16 protein-coding genes are annotated in these 16,897 nt (G+C 44.6%); 9 read left to right on the top strand and 7 right to left on the bottom strand.

What is annotated here, in order from left to right:
- Positions 1-165 precede the first annotated feature (165 nt).
- Positions 166-444, top strand: coding sequence for a 50S ribosomal protein L25 (gene rplY, locus OQJ86_RS08565; protein ID WP_038868737.1), 279 nt, complete (start codon positions 166-168; stop codon positions 442-444).
- 204 nt (positions 445-648) lie between these two features.
- Here the strand turns inward: rplY and OQJ86_RS08560 are convergent, their stop codons facing one another.
- Positions 649-1,164 carry a GNAT family N-acetyltransferase gene (locus OQJ86_RS08560; RefSeq protein ID WP_038868738.1) on the bottom strand — a complete coding sequence of 172 codons (516 nt, stop codon included), beginning with the start codon at positions 1,162-1,164 and terminating at the stop codon, positions 649-651.
- 21 nt (positions 1,165-1,185) lie between these two features.
- Positions 1,186-1,884 (bottom strand): GNAT family N-acetyltransferase, encoded by a 699-nt coding sequence (locus tag OQJ86_RS08555; protein WP_265987483.1) that lies wholly within the window; start codon positions 1,882-1,884, stop codon positions 1,186-1,188.
- A gap of 349 nt (positions 1,885-2,233) precedes the next feature.
- Between OQJ86_RS08555 and ushA the strand changes: the two genes are divergently transcribed.
- Together ushA and OQJ86_RS08545 are read left to right on the top strand one after the other, a co-directional pair.
- On the top strand, positions 2,234-3,970 hold the full coding sequence (ushA, locus tag OQJ86_RS08550) for a bifunctional UDP-sugar hydrolase/5'-nucleotidase UshA (RefSeq protein WP_265987481.1): 1,737 nt from the start codon (positions 2,234-2,236) through the stop codon (positions 3,968-3,970).
- A gap of 445 nt (positions 3,971-4,415) precedes the next feature.
- Positions 4,416-4,637 carry a hypothetical protein gene (locus tag OQJ86_RS08545; RefSeq protein WP_038868743.1) on the top strand — a complete coding sequence of 74 codons (222 nt, stop codon included), beginning with the start codon at positions 4,416-4,418 and terminating at the stop codon, positions 4,635-4,637.
- Positions 4,638-4,738: 101 nt separating this feature from the next.
- On the opposite strand, the gene OQJ86_RS08540 is transcribed toward OQJ86_RS08545, so the two are convergent.
- Complete coding sequence (locus OQJ86_RS08540; protein WP_080774337.1) at positions 4,739-4,987, bottom strand: DUF1289 domain-containing protein; 249 nt, start codon at positions 4,985-4,987, stop codon at positions 4,739-4,741.
- Between the two features lie 220 nt (positions 4,988-5,207).
- Between OQJ86_RS08540 and OQJ86_RS08535 the strand changes: the two genes are divergently transcribed.
- Complete coding sequence (locus OQJ86_RS08535; protein ID WP_038874586.1) at positions 5,208-5,654, top strand: META domain-containing protein; 447 nt, start codon at positions 5,208-5,210, stop codon at positions 5,652-5,654.
- 81 nt (positions 5,655-5,735) lie between these two features.
- Here OQJ86_RS08535 and OQJ86_RS08530 read toward each other — a convergent pair whose 3' ends face one another.
- From OQJ86_RS08530 to OQJ86_RS08515, 4 genes are all read right to left on the bottom strand, one after another.
- Positions 5,736-7,226, bottom strand: a complete 1,491-nt coding sequence (locus tag OQJ86_RS08530; RefSeq protein WP_265987477.1) for a SulP family inorganic anion transporter — start codon at positions 7,224-7,226, stop codon at positions 5,736-5,738.
- 328 nt (positions 7,227-7,554) lie between these two features.
- On the bottom strand, positions 7,555-8,223 hold the full coding sequence (locus tag OQJ86_RS08525) for a hypothetical protein (protein WP_265987475.1): 669 nt from the start codon (positions 8,221-8,223) through the stop codon (positions 7,555-7,557).
- A 167-nt stretch (positions 8,224-8,390) separates the two neighbouring features.
- Positions 8,391-8,987, bottom strand: coding sequence for a response regulator transcription factor (locus OQJ86_RS08520; protein WP_042601816.1), 597 nt, complete (start codon positions 8,985-8,987; stop codon positions 8,391-8,393).
- Complete coding sequence (locus OQJ86_RS08515) at positions 8,977-10,782, bottom strand: sensor histidine kinase (protein WP_265987473.1); 1,806 nt, start codon at positions 10,780-10,782, stop codon at positions 8,977-8,979. The genes OQJ86_RS08520 and OQJ86_RS08515 overlap by 11 nt, the downstream gene beginning before the upstream one ends.
- Before the next feature lie 299 nt (positions 10,783-11,081).
- On the opposite strand from OQJ86_RS08515, the gene OQJ86_RS08510 reads away from it, so the two are divergent.
- From OQJ86_RS08510 to OQJ86_RS08490, 5 genes are all read left to right on the top strand, one after another.
- Entirely contained in the window at positions 11,082-12,065 is a 984-nt protein-coding gene (locus tag OQJ86_RS08510; RefSeq protein WP_265987472.1) for a sulfurtransferase, read from the top strand.
- Between the two features lie 21 nt (positions 12,066-12,086).
- Positions 12,087-13,883, top strand: coding sequence for an FAD-dependent oxidoreductase (locus tag OQJ86_RS08505; protein WP_265987471.1), 1,797 nt, complete (start codon positions 12,087-12,089; stop codon positions 13,881-13,883).
- A complete protein-coding gene (locus OQJ86_RS08500) occupies positions 13,880-14,650 on the top strand; it encodes a (Fe-S)-binding protein (protein WP_265987470.1) in 771 nt (256 codons plus the stop codon). The genes OQJ86_RS08505 and OQJ86_RS08500 overlap by 4 nt, the downstream gene beginning before the upstream one ends.
- Positions 14,651-14,719: 69 nt before the next feature.
- Positions 14,720-15,397, top strand: a complete 678-nt coding sequence (locus OQJ86_RS08495) for a TVP38/TMEM64 family protein (protein ID WP_265987469.1) — start codon at positions 14,720-14,722, stop codon at positions 15,395-15,397.
- 335 nt (positions 15,398-15,732) lie between these two features.
- Positions 15,733-16,890 carry an ABC transporter substrate-binding protein gene (locus OQJ86_RS08490; RefSeq protein WP_265987468.1) on the top strand — a complete coding sequence of 386 codons (1,158 nt, stop codon included), beginning with the start codon at positions 15,733-15,735 and terminating at the stop codon, positions 16,888-16,890.
- The last annotated feature ends 7 nt before the right edge of the window (positions 16,891-16,897 follow it).

Raw genomic sequence — 16,897 nt, 5'->3', positions numbered from 1 at the left:
TTGCTGTCTTTTTATTGATTAGGGTGCATTTATGGTTGCTGAACCCAGACCAGGATGATAGTATCCGCGCTCGCTTGAACAGTTCCTGTTTCAAGCTTTACCACGAACTCAAGGTCGCATTGTGGTTCGTGAAGTTTAATTTTTACTAATTTGAGAGTAAATACTATGAAATTCGAAGCAGTAGTACGTACTGAACTAGGTAAAGGTGCGAGCCGCCGCCTACGTCACGCTGGCAAATTCCCTGCAGTTGTATACGGCGGTGAAGCAGCAGCAGTTGCTATCGTTCTTAACCACGACGAGATCGTTAACCAAATGGACAAGCCTGAGTTCTACGAAGGTATCGTTCTAGTGATCGACGGCGCTGAAGTTAAAGTTAAGCCACAAGACGTTCAACGTCACGCGTTCAAGCCAAAAGTTGAGCACATGGACTTCATCCGTATCTAATTCCCTACCAAGGAATTAACGGATAAAATCCAAACCTTTTGCATAAAAAGATTATCGGACTTACCAACCGAGATATCTAAAAAATTCAAAACCCCGGAGCCTTACCATCTCCGGGGTTTTACTATATATGGCCGATGAAAATTCCCACGCAAACTCCAAACACAAGAGAGCCCCAAACATGGGAGCGCCATGGATTCGAACCAACTATGTTCGTGCGATGTACTTCACCAAAGTGAGGTCATTCAACACCATGCCCTCAATGACCTCTGCCTCCTCCTCTCCTGACCGCACAAAGCCACATTTTTTATAGAAGTTCAGCCCCTGTTGATTAGTATCCAACGCTTTAAGGCTGATTTGCATCACCGGTGTGGACAACAAACGCGTTTCTAGCTCATCAATCAATGCACTACCCGCTCCTTGCCCGTAGTAAAGAGGCGAAACATAACAACAAGTGACAACTGCTGTCTTATCCTCACTAGAATGGTTCGGTAGCTCGTAGCTGAGAAAACCCACTATCTCTTTACCCTTCTCTACCACAATCAAATTTGCTAATTGTTCTGTCATCACTCGTGTCCACATCTTTTCTCTGCGCTCAAGAGTAAACTGACAAATATAACTTTCAGGCATCAATCCTTTATAGGCGACTTGCCATGAATCGACATGAATCTTGGCGATAAGCCTAGCTTCGTCCCTTAGTGCGTTTCTTACTGTATATCCCATTGCGCGCCTTTCTTATAACTCTTAAGTAAACACTCTCTGACGACTGTATGCTTCAAATCCCAGTGATTGGCACAACTTTATTGAAGGTGTATTTTCAATGTTTACTCGATACCTAACTTTACGCTGTCTTGCCTTCACCTCACGGACTAAGTGAGCAAGCAGCCGCTTCCCATACCCTTTCCCTCTCGCATATGGAGAAACCAATATGGACAAAGATTCAAACGGTTCCTTTCCCGGATAACAATATGACGCCAGTACCGCAACGAGCTTTTCATTGTCGAAGATGCCATAAAAGAAATGACTATCCAGCTCAAAGTCCGCTTTTTCTATATCCTCACTACTATTCTGGCTTAAAAAGAATTCAAGTAATGAAAGATCGGATTCGATAGTAAGCGGAATTATTTCGTCATAATTGTTGACGTTATCGTCATTAAATAAATAGTAGTCGACATCGTCATAATCACAGAAGAATTGCTTATTATTTAATTTCCGTTCGATCTCACTCGGTTGAAAATGTCTTATTTTATTCCATAGCTCTTCGGGACAGGATATAAACGTCGTTGCATCGGATTGGTATAAAAAAACCGCAGCCTTATCGGAAAATTTTTTCCAATATCCAGGGTCGTAAGAGTAACCGTTGTACATTTTATCGATGGTTGTGAACTGCTTTTGCCAAGAGCAATCGATTTCCGCTGTGAGCGCGGCTGATTTTTTGAGCATCCCTACCTCTCAACATGCTGTACAGAAAAATCTTAACTATATGTTTCGCATACATTATAAAAACATGAATCTGGTAAAATAATAATCAATCCTTGGTTCATATCTCGCCAAAATGCGTATTGATTCACACTAAGAAAACACATTCAATTGAGCTGCTCACAATTTTAATAAACCACTTCGCAAAAACCTTTCTAAATACGATTTCTGTTTATTTATCGACATCCATTGCAGGCTTGTTATTTCCTTTATTCAACAAAACTATAAATAAGATATAGATCACTAAAGTTTCACACTAATTCCGTATATTTCACGCCGTAATAAAATCAAAATCACAAAGAAAGGATCCCTTATGAAGTTTTCCAAATCCCTCTTGGTACTTTCAGTCGGTATTGCCATGGTCGGTTGTTCTGATGATGAGACCATCATCGTTCAAGAGCCTGGTGGTGACGTAAACACGTGTTTTACTGCTGAATCATGTACTAAATTCACTGTTCTACATACCAATGACAACCACGGTCGTTTTTGGGAAAACAGCAAAGGCGAGTACGGCATGGCTGCACGTAAAACGCTTATTGACTCAATTCGTGCGGAAGTGGAAGCAAACGGTGGTGAAACCATTCTTCTATCTGGTGGTGACATCAACACAGGTGTACCAGAGTCAGACATGCAAGATGCCGTGCCAGACTTCGTAGGTATGAACCTTATCGGTTACGATGCAATGGCCGTTGGTAACCACGAATTTGATAACGCCCTATCAGTCCTAAATATGCAAGCAGAACTTGCTGACTTCCCAATGCTAGCTGCAAACATCTACAAGAAAGATGCAGACGGCAAAGTGACTGACGAGCGTTACTTCGACCCTTACCAAGTATTCACGGTTAACGGCCTTAAAGTGGCGGTTATCGGTCTTACAACAAAGGACACAGCAAAACTGGTAAACCCAGACAACGTTGCGACTATATATTTTGAAGATCCACAAGTTGAAATCGAAAAAGTGCTTGCTGAAATCGAAGCGAATGAAGAAGTAGACCTAGTATTCGCAACAACGCACATGGGCCACTACCAAGATGGTCAACACGGCAGCGAAGCACCTGGCGATGTTCTACTAGCTCGCTCGGTAGAAGATGGCAAACTAAATGCAATTATCGGCGGCCACTCTCAAAATCCTGTTTGTATGGAACCTGGCACTAATGATTATGCAGACTTCAAACCGGGTGATGACTGTATGCCAGATCGCCAAAACGGCACTTGGATCATGCAAGCACACGAATGGGGTAAATACGTAGGTCGTGCAGACTTCGAATACTACGATGACAAACTTCACCTAGCAAGTTACCAGCTAATCCCTGTAAACCTTAAAGCTAAAGATGAAAACGGTGATTACCAATTCATCGGCGAAGAAATCCAAGCTGATACAGACGTGAAGTCGACACTTCAACCTTATCAAGATCAAGGTCAAGAATTGCTTGACGTTAAAGTTTCTGAAACCGACGGCAAGCTAGAAGGCGACCGCAGTGTTGTACGTTCACAACAAACCAACCTAGGTCATCTACTGGGTGAGGCATACCGCACTTATGAGCTAGTTGAGGCTGACTTTGGTGTAATGAACTCAGGCGGTGTACGTGACTCAATCCAAGCTGGTGATATTACTTACCGCGACGTACTAACCGTACAACCTTTCGGTAACTTCGTAACCAAAGCAACGATGACCGGCCAAGAAATTAAAGATTACCTAGACGTAGTTGCAACGAAATCTGCGGGCTCTGGTGCTTACGCTCAACTAGACAACATCACGCTATCTGTTGATTGTGACGCAAGCGATGTCACTATCACAGACATCAACGGTAAGGGCTTCAACCTAGCGGATACTTACACGTTCTCTGTGATCAGCTTCAGCGCGGCTGGTGGTGATGATTACCCAGTGATCGATGTTGAATCAACTCAAATGACAGATGCTTCTGTACTGCGTGAGTTCTTCGTTAACAACCCTCAGATCTCTGCTGCAGACTTTGACAAGAATCTAAGCAATATCGAGTACTTCAGCAACGGTCAAGCTGTGAAAGGTTGTCCTGCTTCAGGTAGCTAATCTACTGAGACCTTGTCTACACTTAGATGTTGACAGCCATTCGGTTGCATAACAATCGAAACAAAAGCGTGTCAGACTGACTCTAAGACCAACCGGAGCCCAAGTGGCTCCGGTTTTTTTATTGGTGCTAAATCCCTGAAAAAGCAGCCCCTTCATAAATCGTTCAAAAAATGTTCATTTGTGTTATTGACGCCCATGTGCGGGGCTTCTATGTTTGATAAGGTCTTTCAAATAAGCTGATTCATTGACTAACTTTCGCGATTCATTTTTATTCGCGCAGCTAATGATTCTGAGAAAGATTTGAATGGCGTTACAAACACTGCTCTCAAACAATTTGTCTTTAGGACTTCAAACGACGGCGTTGTGCCTCCACGTGCACGCCAATGAGCAGCGATCTGGACGTCAATGTGTTCAAACTGCTGCCATCGAGTTCTGGAGGTCAAAAATGAAACGAGCCAGCAACAGCTACAGACTGCAACTGATTAAAGAAGTGGTAACTCGCAGAGAGCGTGAAGCATGTACTGATCCCATGGCAAACTATATTCATCAACTGATGGATGAACTGCCAACCAGTCGATTAGAGGTGGAGCAAAACCACCGCTTCGCCGGAAGCCACTTTGACGAACAAGCAGGAGGCTGGGTCAGTGACCAATGGTCAATGAAATAACGCCAACCACTTTTTCAGAGGTGGAAAATGGATAGGAGCTTCCCGGCTCTTATGGATAAGTATCTCAGACTGGGCCGGGAATAGTTGAATCCCACTATCAACTAAAACAAGTCTTGCTGCGGTGATGATCCATCCTGTGGCGATTCTGCTTTTGCCTTCCCTGCCAATACCTTTCTTCTATAGCGTTGACGACATAGCTTGATCACGTGTAACTGTTGTGCAGGGGTAAAGCTTAGCCAATTAAACCGCTCTTCTCTCTTACGCATGCATCCCTTGCAATACCCTTTTTCGTCGGAAGTGCAAATTCCAACGCAAGGACTTGGGACGGTAAAAAACTCCAGTTGCTCCATGCTCAAACCGTTCTATCGTTAGCTTGTTTAAATCCAATACGTTAATAGTCGAATAACTGTAAGAAATTTCTAAGTTTTCGGTGAATATCAATACCGATAATGGGATCTCTGTTATAAAATACGCTGTGTTTAAAAACATACGAAACCATAACCGTATGCTGACAAAAACAGTGTTTTATTACCTATACTTACCACGTTTTCTAAAAACGGAGTCAATAAAATGAAGCTTAGCCTAAAAACGTTAGTAGCAGCAATCTCACTTCCAGTTCTAATGACTGCATGCGCTAGCAACGGTGATAATGTGAAAGAAATTACGGCTCAAGATCTACAGCACCATAACTGGGAGCTGGTTCAAATCGATGGCAAAAACATTGCATCGGAAGAACAAAAGAAAGCCCCTCGCTTAGAAATTGGTGAAAACCTAACAGCGAACGGCAACGCAGGTTGTAACAACTTCTTCGGTCAAGCAGAACTGAAAGACAACCAACTGCGCATTGAGAAAATGGGTATGACCATGATGATGTGCGTAGGCGATCAAATGAAGATTGAAAAAGTAATGTCTGAAACGCTTTCTGATTGGAGCGACGTTACTCTGACTAACGACGGTCTAGTACTGAAAAACGCAGATCACGAACTAACGTTCACACTGCGTGACTGGGTAAACTAATCCCATATTCAGTTTCTAAGACAATACGTCTCTGAAATGACGAGTCTCTAAAAAAGCAGCCATTGGCTGCTTTTTTTGTTTCTAATGTCCGACAGATTGCTTCGCAAGCTTTTCAGGATCGTCATACACCGCATGACGGTCAATCATATCCAATGTGGCTTCGTTCATGCCTCTCACTGCGACAATCGCCCCTCCTTTTCGGAACTTCATGATGGCTTTATCAAGCGCAGATATTGCCGTGATGTCCCAGAAATGCGCATCCGATAAATCAATCGTGATGTACTTAGTGGCATTATCGAAGTCAAACATATCCGTAAAGCTATACGCAGAAGCAAAGAAGATTTGCCCATGCACTTTATGAATGGTGTGGTCGTTATCTATGATCACCTCATCCGACACTTTCATTAGGGTTCGACTCTGGTTCACATAAAACACACACGCCAATAGCACCCCGACTAACACACCTATTGCTAAGTTATGCGTCGCAACAACCGCAATCACGGTTGAAACCATCACAAGGTTTGTGGACAGACTGTTCTTACGCATTTCGGCAATCGAATTCCATGAAAATGTGCTGATAGAAACCATGATCATCACCGCTACCAACGCGGCCATCGGGATCTGTTTAAGGTAGTCACCCAAAAACACCACCATGATAAGTAGAAACACACCAGCGCATAACGTAGACAACCGCGTACGTCCACCAGACTGAATATTGATCATTGATTGGCCGATCATAGCGCAACCCGCCATACCACCAAACAACGACGAGACCATATTCGCAATCCCTTGTCCTTTACACTCATCATTATTTTCACTTTCCGTGTCTGTCAGCTCATCCACGATGGAAGCTGTCATCAATGACTCCAGCACACCAACAACAGAGAGTGCTAGTGAATAAGGGAAAATGATTTGGAGTGTTTCAAGGTTAAAAGGAATATCTGGGATCATAAAAACAGGGAGTGAATCAGGTAACTCTCCCATATCGCCTACTGTCCGAATATCAATATTGAACATTAGGGCAATCACAGTCACTGCGACGATACACACTAAAGGTGAAGGTAGCATTTTTCCTATTTTCGGAACATAAGGAAACATGTAGATAATGGCCAACCCTAATCCTGTCAGTGCGTAAACAGGCCAAGAAACATTGGTTAGTTCAGGCAGCTGCGCCATAAAAATTAAGATAGCCAACGCGTTTACAAACCCGGTCATGATCGACTTTGAGACGAAACGCATTAAATCCCCTAGCCTCAAATAACCGATCAACAGTTGAAGTACGCCAGCGAAAAATGAAGCGGCCAACAGATACTGTAAACCATGGTCTTTGACTAAGGTTGTCATTAATAGCGCCATCGCTCCTGTCGCCGCGGAAATCATTCCGGACCTTGAGCCTGTGAACGCAATCACGACACATATTGAAAACGAGGCGTATAGACCAACTTTAGGGTCTAATCCTGCGATAATAGAGAATGCAATAGCTTCTGGTATCAGTGCCAGCGCTACAACAACTCCTGATAAACAATCTCCTTTAACATTGTTGAACCAAGTATCTTTTGTAAATTTAAACATAATTCTCTCATAAACGTATTGCCTTAGTTGGTGCATTGCGCACGGTGAAGGGAGTGATGCAAACGCATCTGAGAGATCGTTCTAAGGCGGACTAATGAGCAAAAAGCACCTTCCTTTTCCTATTGATGGACCAAAAAATGAGGACAAACAACGAGAGTGCCCCCCAAAAGAAGTGTGCTTTATATCACTATAAAAATCTAAATTGTAATAAATTCTTACAAAACGAAGTCAACAGTCCTACAAAGAGCCACAAAAAAACGCCTCACAAAGGAAGCGTTCTTATCATCTCTATGCCTTATAGGATAAGGGATTATCGTAACAACCGTTTTTAGAATGACTGCTGAGAGTACCTTTCTCCATCAAAGCCACTTAATTGCTCATAAGCTTTGGAAAGAATCGCAATACCGATAATCGTCACCAAGAAACTCAACAGACTCATTAAGAAAGGAAGCTGTAAAAACGCAAGTGGTGACATAGCCAAACCAAACAGAAGCGGCACTATAATCACAACGCTCATCATGTACCAAGTATGGCCTTTGGTAAGGTTCCAAGCGTAAGGGAAAGAAACACCTTTACCAATCGCAATGGCTGGAAAAACCAAGACTAATCGACAACACACTACACTTAGCGCCAATAACGCAATAGCAGCAAGGGCGACATTAATCATCGCAAAAAGCGCAGCCACAGCGACCACCACTACGGTCATGACCAAGTAATGGCCGATAAACCACATTTCGATTTTTCCAAACGTGAAACGTCCCCACTGCGGCACAGACTGTGGACCTTTCAAAATGATGCTATGAACATTGATTGCAACGATTGCAGATAAAAGAGCCATCAAGACCTGAACAAGGATAGAAGCCACATCCCCTTGTGCTGAGTTAAGTACAAGATCCAGCATCAAAGAAAGAAGGATAGGTAACGCTGTTGCTTTCGCAATAGCCTGTTTATTTGCACTTAATGATGAGAAAGCGCTTTTGACGGTATCGACAAACATAGTTGGATTCTAATTAAGAGTAAGGTTTATTCTGGTTACTGATGTTATCTTCCAGATACTAAATGAGCAAACCTTTCCCTAATTATCATTAAGTTACCGTAATTACTTCGACCTAAATAGATTCATTTCCCAACAATGATACGCTTTGTTCACCGAATACGGCTTTGTTAGATTAAATGCCCGACTTTACGAATCAGTACAGCAAGGCTTTCCGATTCGAGTTTCTTCATCACGTTGGAACGGTGTACTTCAATCGTTCGTAAGGAGACACACAACAAGTCCGCCATCTCTTGGTTTTTCATCCCTTTAACCACTAAGCCAAGCACTTCTCTTTCACGCTTAGTAAGGTTCTGTAGAACTTGTTTTGCACCGAGCTTTTCACAGTTTTTGATCGACTGTTCCATAGCATCTTCAATCGCTAACACCAACGCATTGCCATCAACTGGCTTTTGGAAAAAATCGAGCGCACCATCTTTTAGCGCATCTACCGCCATAGGGATATCGCCGTGCCCAGTAAGATAGATAACACTGATTGGGCTAAATTGCTCATTCATGATTTGATGAACATCTTGCCCTCGCATCTCTGGCATACGACTATCAAGTAGCACACACCCTGCTGACGGTAAATCGGCTTCTTTTAGAAAATCTGGGCCACTACAGAACGCCTGAACCTCATAGCCATAGCTTTCTAACATGAACGCCATCGACTCTAATACGGGTTCTTCATCATCGACGATATAAAGAGGACAGAGGTTACGACTCATGACAAGTCTCCTGATACGGTAAAATAATGGTCACTTGGCAGCCAGTAGGCTCTATTGACCGAAAACGAATACTGCCTTGATGGGCATCGATAACATCACGACAAATCGCGAGTCCTAGTCCCAGGCCATTTTCTTTGGTGGTGTAGAACGCTTGATCCAGCGGAATATCTTGTTCTTCGATGCCAATACCGTTGTCCATGACATCTATGATGACCATTTCGTCACAAAAGCTTATGTGCAGGTCAACGTAGAGCTCCTTTCGCTTTGGCTCGTGACTCAAACATGCATCTTTTGCGTTGTTTAAGACGTTAAGGATGACTTGCTGCAACCCCGTTACGTCTGCAAAAATGGGTTGTACTTCACCTGAATACATCACCCCTAATTGAATGCGATGGCGTTGAAATTCATAATCCACCAGCTTCATTGACTCTTCGATGAGACTTGGAAGGTCAATCCATTTTTTTTCAATCGGAGTACGATGAATCAAGCTTCGTAAACGTTGAATGATGTCACTGGCAGAAGTCACTTGTTGCTGAATCTTATCCAAAATAGGCAACATCTCTTCGGGTGTTGTCCCTCGTTCCATGCGGACTTTCGCCCCTTGGCTGTAGTTCTTAATCGCAGCTAACGGCTGGTTAATCTCATGAGCAATGCTGCTGCCAAGCTCCCCAACAATAGTGATCCGCTGTGCGTGTTCAAGCATGCTGCTTTTGCGTCGTAAGTTATTCATGGTGGATTTTAGTTTTTCTTGGCTGCGTTGAAACTTCCATTCCAACCAAAAGTGGTAACCCGTCATAAGCAATAAGGTCAACAAAGATGCCATCGCTATCGCTTGGTTCTTACCCAACCATTCTTTGGCCTTTTGTCCCCATGATTTCTGCAAAGGATGCATATCCAAATGCTTGTAAACTTTATCTACATTGATACTCGGCGCAGGCAACATCCAACCTACATTATTCGCCGCTATTGCCGCAGGGTGCTCAGCAGGCATCGCAAATAGTGTTTGTGCGACCATTTGTCCGACATCAAAAGGCGTGCGTTCAGTCATTGCCATGGTCCAGTTTGGATAAAGAGGTGTACTGACTGCACAAATTGAATCGGCCGGACGCTTTTCGTTAAGTACTCTTAAACTATGCAGCTGGATACGGCCCTCTTTCGCCATATTTTCCAACGTACAAGCAGGAACGATCGCCACATCCAGATCATTTTTGATCACATCCAAAATCAATTGATCCGTTGGTGGACCTGTGAAATGGATTTTTTCAAAGAATGAAGAGTTGAAGTAACCCAACTTATCCAATTCATAACGCAGGGCAAGAAAACCACCAAAGGCTTTTTCAGACACAGCAGCGACATTGGCTTTATTGATGTCTCTAAGTGTTTTAAAAGGTGATTCTTCACGTACCACCACCACCGAAGCAATCGACTTATTTGGCAAGTCGCTGTAAGCGGTTTTTTGTGTGGCTAACCAATTAATAGGGTATTCACGAGCAAGCTTGGTCGCCTGCCCCGGGCTGGTCAAAATGAAGTCGAGCCAACCGTGCAGAAATGCGTCTTCCAGTTGGTCGAAATCGTAAGTATGTAAATTGAATTTGTATCCAGGGTTTTGCACCTCTAACCAATCCAAAGTCGGTTGCCAAGCTTCACACGCATGGGCGTGTCCGCGCAGTGCTAAAACACCAACATCATAGTCTGTTCTGTGTGCTTTTTGTTCACTAGCAAACACAAAAGAGGTAAAGAAAAAGAAGAGAGCACAAACGAAAAGAGTTAACTTTTGAGAATAATTATCAATCACTTACGAGATACTACCAAAACACCGTTGTGGCGCATTTTAGCACCACTCCCCCCTACTACTTTGTTGCTTTAGATCAATCCCACATCATTATTGTGGGAAACCACAATATCGCCATTTAAACGTTTTCCTCAGAATGCCTTACCCATAAAGGGGTAGAGGCACTTTACCTATTTCACACAATGAACATCTCTAACGAACAAAAAACGTTCATGTCGGCCTTTCCCCTTCAAAAGCATTCTAACTGTCGAAAAATCGAAGTTTCGGCACAAAAACTTTAAATTAAAATATGGAAGCAACTCATGAAAAAATCGACGATTGCGTTGGGTGTGTTGGCGGCTGTCGCAGCTGTTGGCTACTCAGCTTACAATACGATGTTCTCAGCAGAGGCCGTAACAGTGGATGCCGCTGCTCAAGAGCAGAAATTCACACAATACGCTCACCCAGAGCATTTCATTTCATCACAGCAACTGAAATCGTTAATGGACAGTGATAAAGACGTGGTTGTGATCGGCGCGTTAAACCCTATCAAACCAGATAATCCTATCTCTGGTTCTTACACTATGTGGCGTAACGATTACTCTGCGGCTGAAGGCGTTTACGATTTCGGCGGTATGAGCAACAGCACGGAAGAGATGGAAACCATCTTAGGTAGCTTCGGCGCATCAACGGACAGCACAATCGTGGTTTACGCGGCAGGCTCTCACCACGATGCTGCGCGCCTTTACTGGCAAATCCATAACCTTGGTCACCAAGACGTTCGTTACCTAGACGGTGGCTTAAACGCTTGGATGGGCGCAGGTTTCCCAACTGGCTCTGCAAATCAAAGCGTTGCAGCGGTTGAATACAAATCTCCGAACACGGAGCAAGACAACAATACGCTAGCAACGTTAGATATGGTTATCGAAGCGCAAAACAGCTCTGATTGGGTGATCCTAGATACGCGTGGTAACGACGAATTTAGCGGCGAAGTAGCGGTTTCTGGTGCATTTGGTCCAGGCACCATTCCAAACAGTGTTCACATCAACTGGACAAAAGCACTAAACGAAGACACGACTCTTAAATCAGCAGAAGAGCTGCAAGCCCTTTACGGCAACATCATCAAAGGAAAGAAAGTGATCGCTTACTGCCAATCTGGTGTTCGTTCTGCCCACACAACCATGATTCTTACTGAAGTATTAGGTGCAGAAGGCGTCTACAACTACGACGGCTCATGGATCGAGTACAGCCATGCTCACTACGAGCAGAAGAATCCTGAAGTGAACGTTATCAACGGCAAGAGCTAATAAACACGGAAACCGCAGTTAATGAACAATGTAATTTTTAGCCAAAAGCTATTCGACACCGCTCAAACTATCGTCGATGGCTGTATGGGGGATGCCGATCCGGCATGTCAAACCGCATGTCCAATGCACACAGACGTAAAACAATACGTTCGCATGGCAGGCGAAGGTGATTTCCAAGGCGCTTTGGATCTGATCCGCAGCAAACTATTCCTACCTCAAACGCTTGGCCGCATCTGTGCACACCCTTGTGAAGCTTCTTGTCGTCGTAATACTGAGTTCGGTCAGCCGATCAGCGTTGCAGGCATCAAGCGTTTTGTTGCAGAAAAACTGGATAACCAAGATCACTGGGATCTCAACATTGCTCCCCTAACCAACAAACACATCGCGATCGTTGGTGCAGGCCCAGCTGGTGCGCAAGCGGCTATTGAGCTTCGTCGTCAAGGCCACGAAGTAACGATTTACGAAAAGCTAGACGTATACGGCGGCATGATGCGTGTGGGTATCCCTGAATACCGTCTACCACGCGACGTTATCGACTTCGAATACAGCTACTTAGCAATGCTAGGTGTGACGACTCGTTTCGGTGTTGAAATCGGCAAAGACATCAGCTTCGATACTCTACGTAGCGAACACGATGCTGTGATTCTAGCTCACGGTGCACACGTAGGCTCTATCATTCCGCTACCAGGTCATGACAACGATGGCGTGTTCTCTGCGGTTGAATACTTGAAAGAGATTTCTGAAACTCGCCAGTTCCCACGAGCAGGTAAACGCGTGATGGTTATCGGTGGTGGTGACGTTGCGATGGACTGTGCGCGTTCTTCATGGCGTATCGGTGCAAGCGACGTTTACCAATGTTCGCTTGAGAGCCTAGAGAATCTACCTGCAAGCCAAATCGAAATCGACGAGTCGCTAGAAGAAGGTGTCGAGTTCAACGCAGGTTGGGGCCCAGTTGCTATCGAACATGAAAACGGCAAAGTAACCGGCATCACTATCAAGAAAGTAGTGTCTATCTTTGATGAGCAAGGCAACTTTGCGCCTCAGTACAGCGAAGAAAGCAAAACTATCTCTGTGGATACGGTTGTTTTCGCTACGGGTCAAGTTGTGGCTGACATCACTGGTGGCGCACTAGAACAAACTCGCGGCGGCCGTTACGTAGTCGATAAACAAACACTAGCTTCTAGCCTTGAAGACGTCTTCGTAGCCGGTGACGCGTGTGGCGGTAACATCGTGATTGAAGCGATGGCATTAGGTCGCAAAGCCGCAATGAGTGTAGAGCGCTTCCTAACGACTCGCTCACTGACTGAAGGTCGCGACTTCGAGCAAGAATACAGCTACTCATCTCGTCTAGACGTGCCACTACCAAAAGGTACGGTAGATACCCCTCGCCTACACGGTGAATTGCGTAACGCGGAAGAGCGTAAGCAAGATTTTGCACAAGTGGATTTAGGCTTTACTGAAGAACAAATCAAACAAGAAGCATCTCGCTGTCTGCAATGTAGCTGCAAGCTATGTATGACCGAGTGCATCATGATGAACGACTTCAGTGACTGTCCGAAGACCATCTTCTCTGACTTCGTGAACAACAAGTCAATGGACCCACTGATGGCTTACTCATGTAACGCCTGTGACCAGTGCACCATCGTATGTCCGAAAGACTTCCCAATGAAGGAAATGTTCTTAGGCGCACGTGCGGACTTTGTTAAGGCAAACAATGGTGAATCACCAATGCTGGGGCACAAAGCAATCAACATGCACCAGAAGCTGGGCTTCTCAAAAATCTTCACTATGGCAAAACGAGCGGTATCAACAAAATGAGTAATAAAGTATTTATGCCAGGATGCAGCTTGCCATCCTACTCACCAGAAGGCGTAGCAGCAATTGCGAGCTACTTAAAAGAAGTGTACCCAGACATGGGCGCAGTGCAGAAGTGTTGTGGTAAACCAACCGCTGCTATTGGCCAAACTGAGAAGTTCAAAGAACGCTACGGCCAGCTTCAAGCGGACTTCGATAAGCTAGACGCACAAGAAGTCATTGTGGCGTGTCAAAGCTGCTACGGCATAATCAAGAAATCTGGCGGCACACAAAAGCCGATCTCATTGTGGAAACTGCTTCCAGAAATCGGTCTACCAGAAGCGCTACGCGGTAAAGCGAAAAACAGTGACGTGGTATTCACCATTCACGACTCTTGCTCTACTCGCTACGAAAAAGAACTGCAAGACGGTATCCGCTGGATCTTGAACGAGCTTGGCTACAAAACTTCAGAACCAGAACACACACGTGAAAACACGCGCTGCTGTGGCTTTGGCGGCATGGTAGTGCCAGCAAACCCAGACGTCGCAACACGCGTAATCAAACGCCGTGTGGAAGAGTTTGAGACAGACTACGTGGTGGTTTACTGCTCGGCTTGTCGCGCATCCATGATGGGTGTAGGTACGAAATCTTGGCACATTCTGGATCTCATGTTCGGCCCTGTGGTCATGCAAGGTGATGAGCCGCCAGTAAACGTACTTGCTAGCCCTGTGAAAGCTTGGTTCAACCGCTACAAATCGAAAGCGGGCCTAATCAAGTGTATGTCTGTGTAGCTAAGTCTCTGTAGCTACGTTTTTGTAGCTACATCTTTTTAATTATTAGGTTTAAGTGAAGTTGAACTTATGAAATTCGTAAAAATTGCTCTTATTGTTGCTGTTATCGCTCTCGCTCTATTTGCAGCAAAACAAACTGGCATCCTTGAAATCATCACAGACATCAAGAGCCTACAAGATTGGATCGCAAGCTTTGGCGTTTGGGGTTACGCAGTATTCGTAGCAGCATTCGTGTTTGCGTGTGTTTTCCTACTACCAGGCAGCGCATTTACTATTGTGGCTGGCATCGTGTTTGGCCCGATCAAAGGCGGCATCCTAGCGCTATTCTCTGCAACACTTGGTGCTGTAGTAGCGTTTATTGTTGCTCGTTTCCTATTACGCAATACAATCATGAACAAGTTTGGTGATAACCCAATCTTCAAAAAGATCGATGACGGTGTTGCTGCAAACGGTACTAGCTTCTTGATCCTAACGCGTTTGGTTCCTGTCTTCCCATTCAGTCTACAGAACTATGCTTACGGTCTAACAAGCCTAAACCTTGGTACTTACGCCTTGGTTTCTCTACTAACGATGGCACCAGGTGCATTCATCTTCGCTTACATGGCGGGGGATATTGCAACAAACGGTGTGTCTGCAATGCTGCTAGTGAAGTTTGCGGTTGCAGGTCTTATCCTGTTTGGTATGTCTCTGATTCCAAAATACATCGCGAAGAAAAAAGGCATCAACATGGAAGAATTAGCGAAGTAATCCGGTCTATCCATTATTGACGCCAAAAGAGTGCGACTTATCGGGAGTTGCACTCTTTTCATTCATACCAGCTTGGTCATATTTTATGCCCCTATTGCTCACGTTTAAGGCCAAGAATAAATGCTGATCGGTATGACCTCACAAGGCGAGTAATTCTCTGAATCTATTGTCAAATTCGCGTTGATAATAAAGCAAGATAGATTACTATCCATCTAGAGGGAACGGAGCATTCAGTTGATGAATAGCCCTATGTTGAGTGCCGAAAATAAACGGTTGCCACTTCATAGCGGAACAAAGCTCCAAAATGAAAACAAAGATAAAAACACGGATTACGTATGAAAAAGCTACTTAGCACCATTGGCATTTTAACCGCCACTTTTGCCACCTCTTCCTATGCCTCTTCTAACACAGAAGAATGGCAAAAAATCGAACAACAAGCCGACGGTCAGACTGTTTATTTCCATGCTTGGGGGGGTAGCCAAGAGATCAACCGCTATATCCAATGGGCAGGCAAAGAGCTTAAATCTCGCTACAACGTGACGCTTAACCACGTAAAAGTCACCGACATTTCTGAAACCACCACTCGTCTTATCGCAGAAAAAGCCGCAGGGAAGAACAGCGGTGGCAGCGTAGATATGGTTTGGATTAATGGTGAAAACTTTAAATCAATGAAAGACAACCAACTGCTGTTTGGTCCTTTTGTTGATGGTCTACCAAGTTGGCAATATGTCGATAAAACACTACCGGTAGATGTCGATTTCTCTGAACCAACAGATGGCCTAGAAGCGCCATGGGGTGTTGGCCAACTTGTTTTTATCTACGATGAAGAGACGCTAAACAACCCGCCAAGTTCTTACGCAGAAATGCTAAGTTACGCAAAAGCGTTCCCTAACCGCCTTACTTACCCTCGCCCACCAGAGTTCCATGGCACTAGCTTCATTAAATCTCTGCTCATTGAGTTAAGTAACAACGATCCTGCACTGCAAAAACCAGTGACCGATGAAGCATTCAAAACCGTTACGCAGCCTCTATGGGCTTACTTAGATGAATTCCACACTGTCGCATGGCGCGGCGGTAAACAATTTCCTGGCGGAACAGCAGAAACCGTACAACTGTTAGATGATGGTCAGATTGACTTAGCTGTCACGTTCAACCCGAACGCGGTTTTCTCATCACAATCAGGCGGTAACCTAGCAGAAAGCACCAAAGCATACGCGATGGACGCTGGTGCACTGTCGAACATCCATTTCTTAGCGATTCCTTGGAACGCAAATGCCAGTGCAGGCGCGCAAGTTGCTATAAACTTTTTATTAAGCCCTGAAGCACAATCTCGCAAAGGTGATATCAACATCTGGGGTGATCCTTCAGTGCTAAGCAGCCAGTACCTAACCGGCACGGCTAAGAATACTCAACAGTTCAAATCTATCGCGGAGCCACACCCAAGCTGGCAAGCAGCGCTAGAAAAAGAATGGCTGAAACGCTACGGAAATTAATACACAC

This window comes from Vibrio sp. Sgm 5 (genome assembly GCF_026241575.1).
Taxonomy (GTDB): domain Bacteria; phylum Pseudomonadota; class Gammaproteobacteria; order Enterobacterales; family Vibrionaceae; genus Vibrio; species Vibrio jasicida.
This window is presented reverse-complemented; position numbering and strand designations above follow the sequence as displayed.

Bases quoted from the DNA above. Each gene is read 5' to 3' on its own strand.
- rplY (WP_038868737.1), top strand. From the start codon at position 166: ATGAAATTCGAAGCAGTAGTACGTACTGAACTAGGTAAAGGTGCGAGC.
- OQJ86_RS08560 (WP_038868738.1), bottom strand. From the start codon at position 1,164: ATGGGATATACAGTAAGAAACGCACTAAGGGACGAAGCTAGGCTTATC.
- OQJ86_RS08555 (WP_265987483.1), bottom strand. From the start codon at position 1,884: ATGCTCAAAAAATCAGCCGCGCTCACAGCGGAAATCGATTGCTCTTGG.
- ushA (WP_265987481.1), top strand. From the start codon at position 2,234: ATGAAGTTTTCCAAATCCCTCTTGGTACTTTCAGTCGGTATTGCCATG.
- OQJ86_RS08545 (WP_038868743.1), top strand. From the start codon at position 4,416: ATGAAACGAGCCAGCAACAGCTACAGACTGCAACTGATTAAAGAAGTG.
- OQJ86_RS08540 (WP_080774337.1), bottom strand. From the start codon at position 4,987: ATGGAGCAACTGGAGTTTTTTACCGTCCCAAGTCCTTGCGTTGGAATT.
- OQJ86_RS08535 (WP_038874586.1), top strand. From the start codon at position 5,208: ATGAAGCTTAGCCTAAAAACGTTAGTAGCAGCAATCTCACTTCCAGTT.
- OQJ86_RS08530 (WP_265987477.1), bottom strand. From the start codon at position 7,226: ATGTTTAAATTTACAAAAGATACTTGGTTCAACAATGTTAAAGGAGAT.
- OQJ86_RS08525 (WP_265987475.1), bottom strand. From the start codon at position 8,223: ATGTTTGTCGATACCGTCAAAAGCGCTTTCTCATCATTAAGTGCAAAT.
- OQJ86_RS08520 (WP_042601816.1), bottom strand. From the start codon at position 8,987: ATGAGTCGTAACCTCTGTCCTCTTTATATCGTCGATGATGAAGAACCC.
- OQJ86_RS08510 (WP_265987472.1), top strand. From the start codon at position 11,082: ATGAAAAAATCGACGATTGCGTTGGGTGTGTTGGCGGCTGTCGCAGCT.
- OQJ86_RS08505 (WP_265987471.1), top strand. From the start codon at position 12,087: ATGAACAATGTAATTTTTAGCCAAAAGCTATTCGACACCGCTCAAACT.
- OQJ86_RS08500 (WP_265987470.1), top strand. From the start codon at position 13,880: ATGAGTAATAAAGTATTTATGCCAGGATGCAGCTTGCCATCCTACTCA.
- OQJ86_RS08495 (WP_265987469.1), top strand. From the start codon at position 14,720: ATGAAATTCGTAAAAATTGCTCTTATTGTTGCTGTTATCGCTCTCGCT.
- OQJ86_RS08490 (WP_265987468.1), top strand. From the start codon at position 15,733: ATGAAAAAGCTACTTAGCACCATTGGCATTTTAACCGCCACTTTTGCC.